The 6,144-nt window shown below is 66.6% G+C and carries 6 protein-coding genes; 5 read left to right on the forward strand and 1 reads right to left on the reverse strand.

The genetic code is table 11. The features are described 5' to 3' along the window. Nucleotides 1-4: 4 nt before the first annotated feature. A complete protein-coding gene (locus tag B7G53_RS20440) occupies nt 5-1,210 on the reverse strand; it encodes a PAS domain-containing sensor histidine kinase (protein ID WP_096671159.1) in 1,206 nt (401 codons plus the stop codon). A gap of 188 nt (nt 1,211-1,398) precedes the next feature. Here B7G53_RS20440 and B7G53_RS20445 point away from each other — a divergent pair, with 188 nt between their 5' ends. The 5 genes from B7G53_RS20445 (at nt 1,399) to ptsP (ending at nt 5,836) form a co-directional block, all read left to right on the forward strand. Continuing rightward, a complete protein-coding gene (locus B7G53_RS20445) occupies nt 1,399-1,950 on the forward strand; it encodes a hypothetical protein (RefSeq protein WP_255250108.1) in 552 nt (183 codons plus the stop codon). After that, entirely contained in the window at nt 1,950-3,239 is a 1,290-nt protein-coding gene (locus B7G53_RS20450; protein ID WP_096671161.1) for an MFS transporter, read from the forward strand. The genes B7G53_RS20445 and B7G53_RS20450 overlap by 1 nt, the downstream gene beginning before the upstream one ends. After that, the gene (locus B7G53_RS20455; RefSeq protein ID WP_096671163.1) at nt 3,236-3,679 is read left to right on the forward strand and encodes a PTS sugar transporter subunit IIA; all 444 of its coding nucleotides are present in this window, start codon (nt 3,236-3,238) and stop codon (nt 3,677-3,679) included. Before B7G53_RS20450 ends, B7G53_RS20455 begins: the two co-directional genes overlap by 4 nt. Then, entirely contained in the window at nt 3,648-3,917 is a 270-nt protein-coding gene (locus tag B7G53_RS20460; RefSeq protein WP_096671165.1) for an HPr family phosphocarrier protein, read from the forward strand. The genes B7G53_RS20455 and B7G53_RS20460 overlap by 32 nt, the downstream gene beginning before the upstream one ends. 146 nt (nt 3,918-4,063) lie before the next feature. Continuing rightward, on the forward strand, nt 4,064-5,836 hold the full coding sequence (gene ptsP / locus B7G53_RS20465) for a phosphoenolpyruvate--protein phosphotransferase (RefSeq protein WP_096671167.1): 1,773 nt from the start codon (nt 4,064-4,066) through the stop codon (nt 5,834-5,836). The last annotated feature ends 308 nt before the right edge of the window (nt 5,837-6,144 follow it).

Below are 6,144 nucleotides of genomic sequence, written 5' to 3' on the forward strand. Positions count from 1 at the left end.
GCTGCTATGGTTTTGTGAGCTGTATGCGTAGGTGGAACAAGGACCCGTGGCCGATTTTGCTTGAAATCTCCAGGCTGCCGCCGAGGTGCCTGGCGCGCTCGCGCATGCCCATCACGCCATAGGCATTGGCCGCCTCGAAGGCGGCTGCGGCTGCGCCCTTGCCGTTGTCCTGCACGCGGATGCTGATCTCGGCGGCCGTGGCCACGATGGTGATGGCGAGGTGGCTGGCCTGCGCGTGGCGGCCGACGTTGCTGAGCATCTCCTGGAAGATGCGGAAAATCGCCATGGCCGAGGGTTCGGGCAGCGGCACGGCTTGCTCCACCTCCATCTGCCAGTCGAGCGAGAGTTCGGCCGACTGCACAAACTCATGCGCCTGCCAGTCCAGCGCGGCCCACAGGCCCTGGTGGTCCAGGATGCTGGGGCGCAGGTCGGTGATGATGCGGCCCACGTTGTCCACCGCGGCCTCGATCAAGCGTCCCATGTTCTGGCACTTGCTGCGCAGGGTGTCGCGCATGGCCTGCGCCGCCAGCGGCTCGCGCTGCTGCTGTTCGCCCAGGCGTTTGTCCAGCCAGCCGACATCCATCTTCAGCGCCACCAGCAGGCTGCCGAGCTCGTCGTGCACCTCGCGCGCGATGCGGGTGCGCTCCTCCTCGCGCACGGTGTGGGTGTAGGCCGAGAGTTCGCGCAGCTGCTGCAGCGCCTCGGACAGCGCCTGGGTGCGCTCACTGACGCGCTGCTCCAGCACGTCGTTGGCGTGGCGCAGGGCTTCTTCGGCCCGCTTGCGCGCCGAGATGTCGACAAAGGTCACCACTGCGCCCTGCACCACGCCGCCGTCGACGATGGGGTAGGACGAATATTCGACCGCAAACGCGCTGCCGTCGCGGCGCCAGAACAGCTCGGTGTCGATGCGGCAGGGCAGCGCCATGCGGAAGGCGTTGAAGATGGGGCACAGGTGCTCGGGGTAATGCGCGCCGTCGCCGTGGCTGTGGTGCGCCAGCTCGTGCATGTTGTGGCCCAGCACCTCGCCAGGGGCAAAACCGAGCAACTCGGCGCCGGCGCGGTTGATGAAGGTGCAGCAGCCGTCCATGTCGATGCCGAAAATGCCTTCGCCGGTGGATTCCAGCAGCTGCGAGAGCTTGTCGCGCCAGACCGGCTGGTCGGCGCCAGGCAGGTGCACGGGTGCGGGCAGCGGGGCGGTTTCTGCAAACATGACAGGCAAAGAGCAAACTTCATGCCCAGCTTGGTGCGCGGCGCCGTGCGGGCTGGGGCTGCCCGGGCGCCAAATCGGTGCGTCGCCGGCCTGCAGCGCCGGATTGCCCCAAAACAGGTTGTTTTGGCGAATCCCTGTAAAGTCAGTGCTCCCCCTTTCCAAAGACCTGAGCGACGGTTCCCCCTTTCATGACTTCCTTGCTGACCCCTTTGATGCCCCGTGTGATGGCAGCCGGCCTGCTGCTGCTCGCGGCGTGCAACCCGGTGTTCAACTGGCGCGAAGTCCGGCCGGACAACACCGCGCTGAGCCTGCTGCTGCCCTGCAAACCCGACAAGGCCCAGCGCAGCGTGCCGCTGGGCGGGCGGCCGACCGAGCTGGCCATGCTGGGCTGTGATGCCGGCGACGCCACGTTTGCGGTCGCGGTGGCCACGCTGGACGACGCGGCGCAAGCGGCGGCCGTGCTGACCGGCTGGCAAACCGCCACGCTGGCCAACCTGAAGGCTGCCGGCGGCGGGCAAACCAGCCCGCTGAAGCTGGCGGGCGCAGACGCGCTGCCGCCGGCGGTGCTGGTGCGGGCCAGCGGGCAGCGGGCCGACGGCCGGGCGGTGCAAAGCCAGGCGGCGTATTTTTCACAGGGGCGGCAGGTTTTTCAGGCGGTGATCTACGCCAACCAGATGGATCCCGAGGTGGCCGACACCTTTTTCTCCAGCCTCAAGCTGGACGCCGGAACCCCCCGCTGATGGACGCCGTTCGGGACGCCGGGCGCTTGCCGGCCGCCGCCACAGCGTCCGGCCTCTTGAGCCGGCGCGCCGGCATCGTGGTGTTTCTGGCGTTTGCCGCGGCCTACTTCTGTTCGACGCTGGTGCGGGCCATCACGGCCACGTTGTCGCCGGTGCTGACGCAGGAGTTTTCCTTGCATGCGCGCGACCTGGGGTTGCTGGCAGGCGGGTATTTTCTGGGTTTTGCCGTGACCCAGCTGCCGCTGGGCACCTGGCTGGACCGGCATGGGCCCAAACGCGTGATCTTGGGTTTTCTGAGCCTGGCGGTGCTGGCCTGCCTGGCGTTTTCCGCGGCCACCAGTTTCACCGCCTTGCTGATTGCCCGCGTGCTGCTGGGCATGGGCGTCAGCGCCTGCCTGATGGCGCCGCTGACCGGTTACCGCCGCTGGTTTGACGCCGGCACCCTGCTGCGCGCCAACTCCTGGATGTTGATGACCGGCTCGCTCGGCATGCTGGCGTCCACGCTGCCGGTGCAGTGGCTGATGCCGCTGACCGGCTGGCGCCCGCTGTTCTGGATTCTGGCGGCGCTGATCGTGCTGGCGATGGCGGCGATTGCCTGGGTGGTCCCGTCATGGAAGCTCGCTGCCGCGGCGGCCTCTCCCCCTGCGCTGCATCAGCAGGCCAGTTACGCCCAGGTCTGGCGCAGCCGCTATTTCCAGAAAATGTCGCCGGTGGCCTTTTTCCACTATGGTGGCGTGATTGCGATGCAGACCCTGTGGGCCGGGCCGTGGATGGTCCGGGTGGCCGGCTACACGCCGCTGCAGGCGGCCACCGGCCTGTTCTGGATCAATGCCTGCATGCTGGGCACCTTCTGGGTCTGGGGGCTGGTCAATCCGTGGCTCGCGCAGCATGGCTGGAGCGCCAACCGCCTGATCACCTGGGGCGTGCCGGCCAGCCTGACGGTGCTCGCCGTCAATATCGCGGCCGGACCGGCCACCGGCTGGGCTGGCTGGGCGCTGTTTTGCATGAGCTCCAGCGTGCTGGGCCTGGCCCAGCCGGCCGTGGGCATGGCGTTTCCGCAGGTGCTGGCCGGCCGCGCGCTGACCGCCTACAACCTGGTGATTTTTGCCGGTGTGTTTGTCATGCAGTGGGGCATCGGCCTGCTGATTGACGTTTTCCAGGCCATGGGGCTGGGCGATGTGGCCAGCTTCCAGGCGGCGCTGGCCGTGTTTTTGTGTTGCTGTCTCGCATCGTATGTCTTCTTCCACGGCGCCAAAGCCGACCCCACCCCCGATAATTCACCGCAATGAACGGCATTCTCATCATCGCCCACGCTCCGCTGGCTTCGGCCCTGCGGCAATGTGTCCTGCATGTTTTTCCCGACAACCCGGCCAGTGTGGCCGCGCTGGACGTGCAGCCCAACATGCCGCCCGAAGAAACCCTGGCGCAGGCGCGCATTGTGTTCAAGCAGATGGGCACCTCGCACGCGCTGGTGCTGGCCGACGTGTTTGGCGCCACGCCCTGCAACGTGGCCCAAAAGCTGGTCGATGGGGTGCATTCCAAGCTCATCACCGGCGTCAACCTGCCCATGCTGCTGCGCACCGTGTCCTATCGCCACGAGCCGCTGGACGCGCTGGTGGCCCGGGCGGTGATGGGCGGAACGCAGGGCGTGATGCAGGTGGCCATCACCGCACCGCAGAACCAGGTACGCAGAAACCATGATCAAGACCAGCACGACCATCAACAATAAACTGGGCCTGCACGCCCGCGCTTCGGCCAAGCTGACCAAGCTCGCCGGCAGCTTTCCCTGCGATATCTGGATCGCCAAGGGCGAGCGCCGCGTCAACGCCAAGAGCATCATGGGCGTGATGATGCTGGCCGCCGGCATCGGCAGCACCGTCGACATCGAAATCGACGGACCCGAGGAGCAGCAAGCCATGGCAGCGCTGCTGGCGCTCATCGCGGACAAGTTTGGCGAAGGGGAGTGAATAGTGCCCCCACGGTCGCTCACTGCGTGTAGCTCCCTGCCCCCCGAGGGGGCCGCCCCGCCTGCGGCCCGGCAAAGCCGGTTCCGCGGCTCGGACTGGCATTGCCCGGCTCGCTGCGCGTCGCGGCCGGGTGTGGAGGAAGCGTCATGACTTTTTCCGTGCACGGTCTGGCGGTCTCGCGCGGGGTGGCGATTGGCCGCGCCGTGCTGGTGGCGTCGAGCCGGGCCGACGTGGCGCACTACTTCATCGAGGCGTCCAAAACGGGTGAAGAAATCCAGCGCCTGCGCGTGGCGCGCGATGCGGTGTCCGAGGAAATCATCCGGGTGCAGCGCGACCTGCCCAAGGACGCGCCGCATGAACTTTCCGCGCTGCTCGACGTGCACCTGATGCTGCTGCAGGACGAACAGCTGATCAGCGGCGTCAAGCACTGGATCGTCGACCGGCTCTACAACGCCGAATGGGCGCTGACCACGCAGTACGAAATCATCGCGCGGCAGTTCGACGAGATGGAAGACGAGTACCTGCGCGAGCGCAAGGCCGACCTGGAGCAGGTGGTCGAACGCATCCTCGGGTTCATGAAGGGCGTGGCCTCGCCGGTGCTGCCGGCCGCGCAGTCCGCCGCGAACCGCCTGCCGCGCCAGCAGGACCTGCTGCTGGACGACACCATGGACGTGCCGCTGGTGCTGATCGCACACGACATCTCGCCGGCCGACATGCTGCAGTTCAAGCAAAGCCTGTTTGTCGGTTTTGCGACCGACGTGGGCGGCAAGACCTCGCACACCGCGATTGTGGCGCGCAGCCTGGACATTCCGGCGGTGGTCGGCGCGCGCAGTGCCAGCCAGCTGATCGAGCAGGACGACTGGGTCATCATCGACGGCGACGCCGGCGTGCTCATCGTTGATCCCTCCCCCATCATCCTGGCCGAATACGGCTTCAAGCAGCGCCAGGGCGAACTCGAGCGCCAGCGCCTGAACCGGCTCAAACACACGCCCTCGCTGACGATTGACGGCCAGAAGGTCGAGCTGCTCGCCAACATCGAAATGCCCGAGGACACCGCCGGCGCGGTGGCCGTGGGCGCGGTCGGCGTGGGCCTGTTCCGCAGCGAATTCCTCTTCATGGGCCGGCCCGGCAACCTGCCCGGTGAGCAGGAGCAGTACCTGGCTTACCGCAAGGCGATCGAAGGCATGCGCGGCCTGCCGGTGACGATTCGCACCGTCGACATCGGCTCGGACAAACCGCTGGACAAGCTCGCGGGCCGGGTGCAGGACGGCCAGCTGAACCCGGCGCTGGGCCTGCGCGCCATCCGCTGGAGCCTGGCCGACCCGCCGATGTTCCTGACGCAGCTGCGCGCCATCCTGCGCGCGGCGGTGCACGGCCAGGTCAACCTGCTGGTGCCCATGCTGGCCCACGGCAGCGAAATCCGCCAGACCCTGTCGCTGCTCGACCATGCACGCGCCGAACTCGACAACAAGGGCGTGGCCTACGGGCCGGTGAAGCTGGGCGCCATGATTGAAATACCGGCGGCCGCGCTGACGCTCAAGCTGTTCCTGAAGTACTTTGATTTCCTCTCGATTGGCACCAACGACCTGATCCAGTACACGCTGGCGATCGATCGCGCCGACGAGGCCGTCTCGCACCTGTACGACCCCTGCCACCCGGCGGTGCTGCGCCTGATCGCCGACACCATCGCCGAGTGCAATGCGCAGGGCAAGGGCGTCAGCGTCTGCGGCGAGATGGCCGGCGACACCAGCATGACGCGGCTGCTGCTGGGCCTGGGTCTGCGCAGTTTTTCCATGCATCCCTCGCAGATCCTAGCGGTCAAGCAGCAGGTGCTGCGGGCCGACGCCAGCAAGCTCGCTGCCTGGGCGGCCCAGGTGCTGGCCAGCGAGGATCCGGCGTCCATGTTGCAGTCGATTTAGCTATTGAAATAATAGCTGGTGGCGCTTGTGGGGATTGGGCTGCGAGCTGATTTTGTTTGTAGAGAAGCCTAAGCCCGTCGAAACCACCTTTGCCTCAATATTTCAGGTTTGCCTGCTGGCCGGGTCTCGCCCCGGCGGGCGAGGCACTTTGTCTTTGCTTCGCTGTATAGACCGGACACATGGTGGACAGGTGTACGGGGACATGGTTGACGGTTTGAATTAATCCACAGCCGGCTGTCTCAAGTCAATTTCCAGGCAATGGTGGTGTGCGAAATAGACATCAAACACGCCGTCCTGGCCATCCCGCG

It is taken from the genome of Polaromonas sp. AET17H-212 (genome assembly GCF_002379085.1).
Taxonomy (GTDB): Bacteria; Pseudomonadota; Gammaproteobacteria; order Burkholderiales; family Burkholderiaceae_C; genus Polaromonas.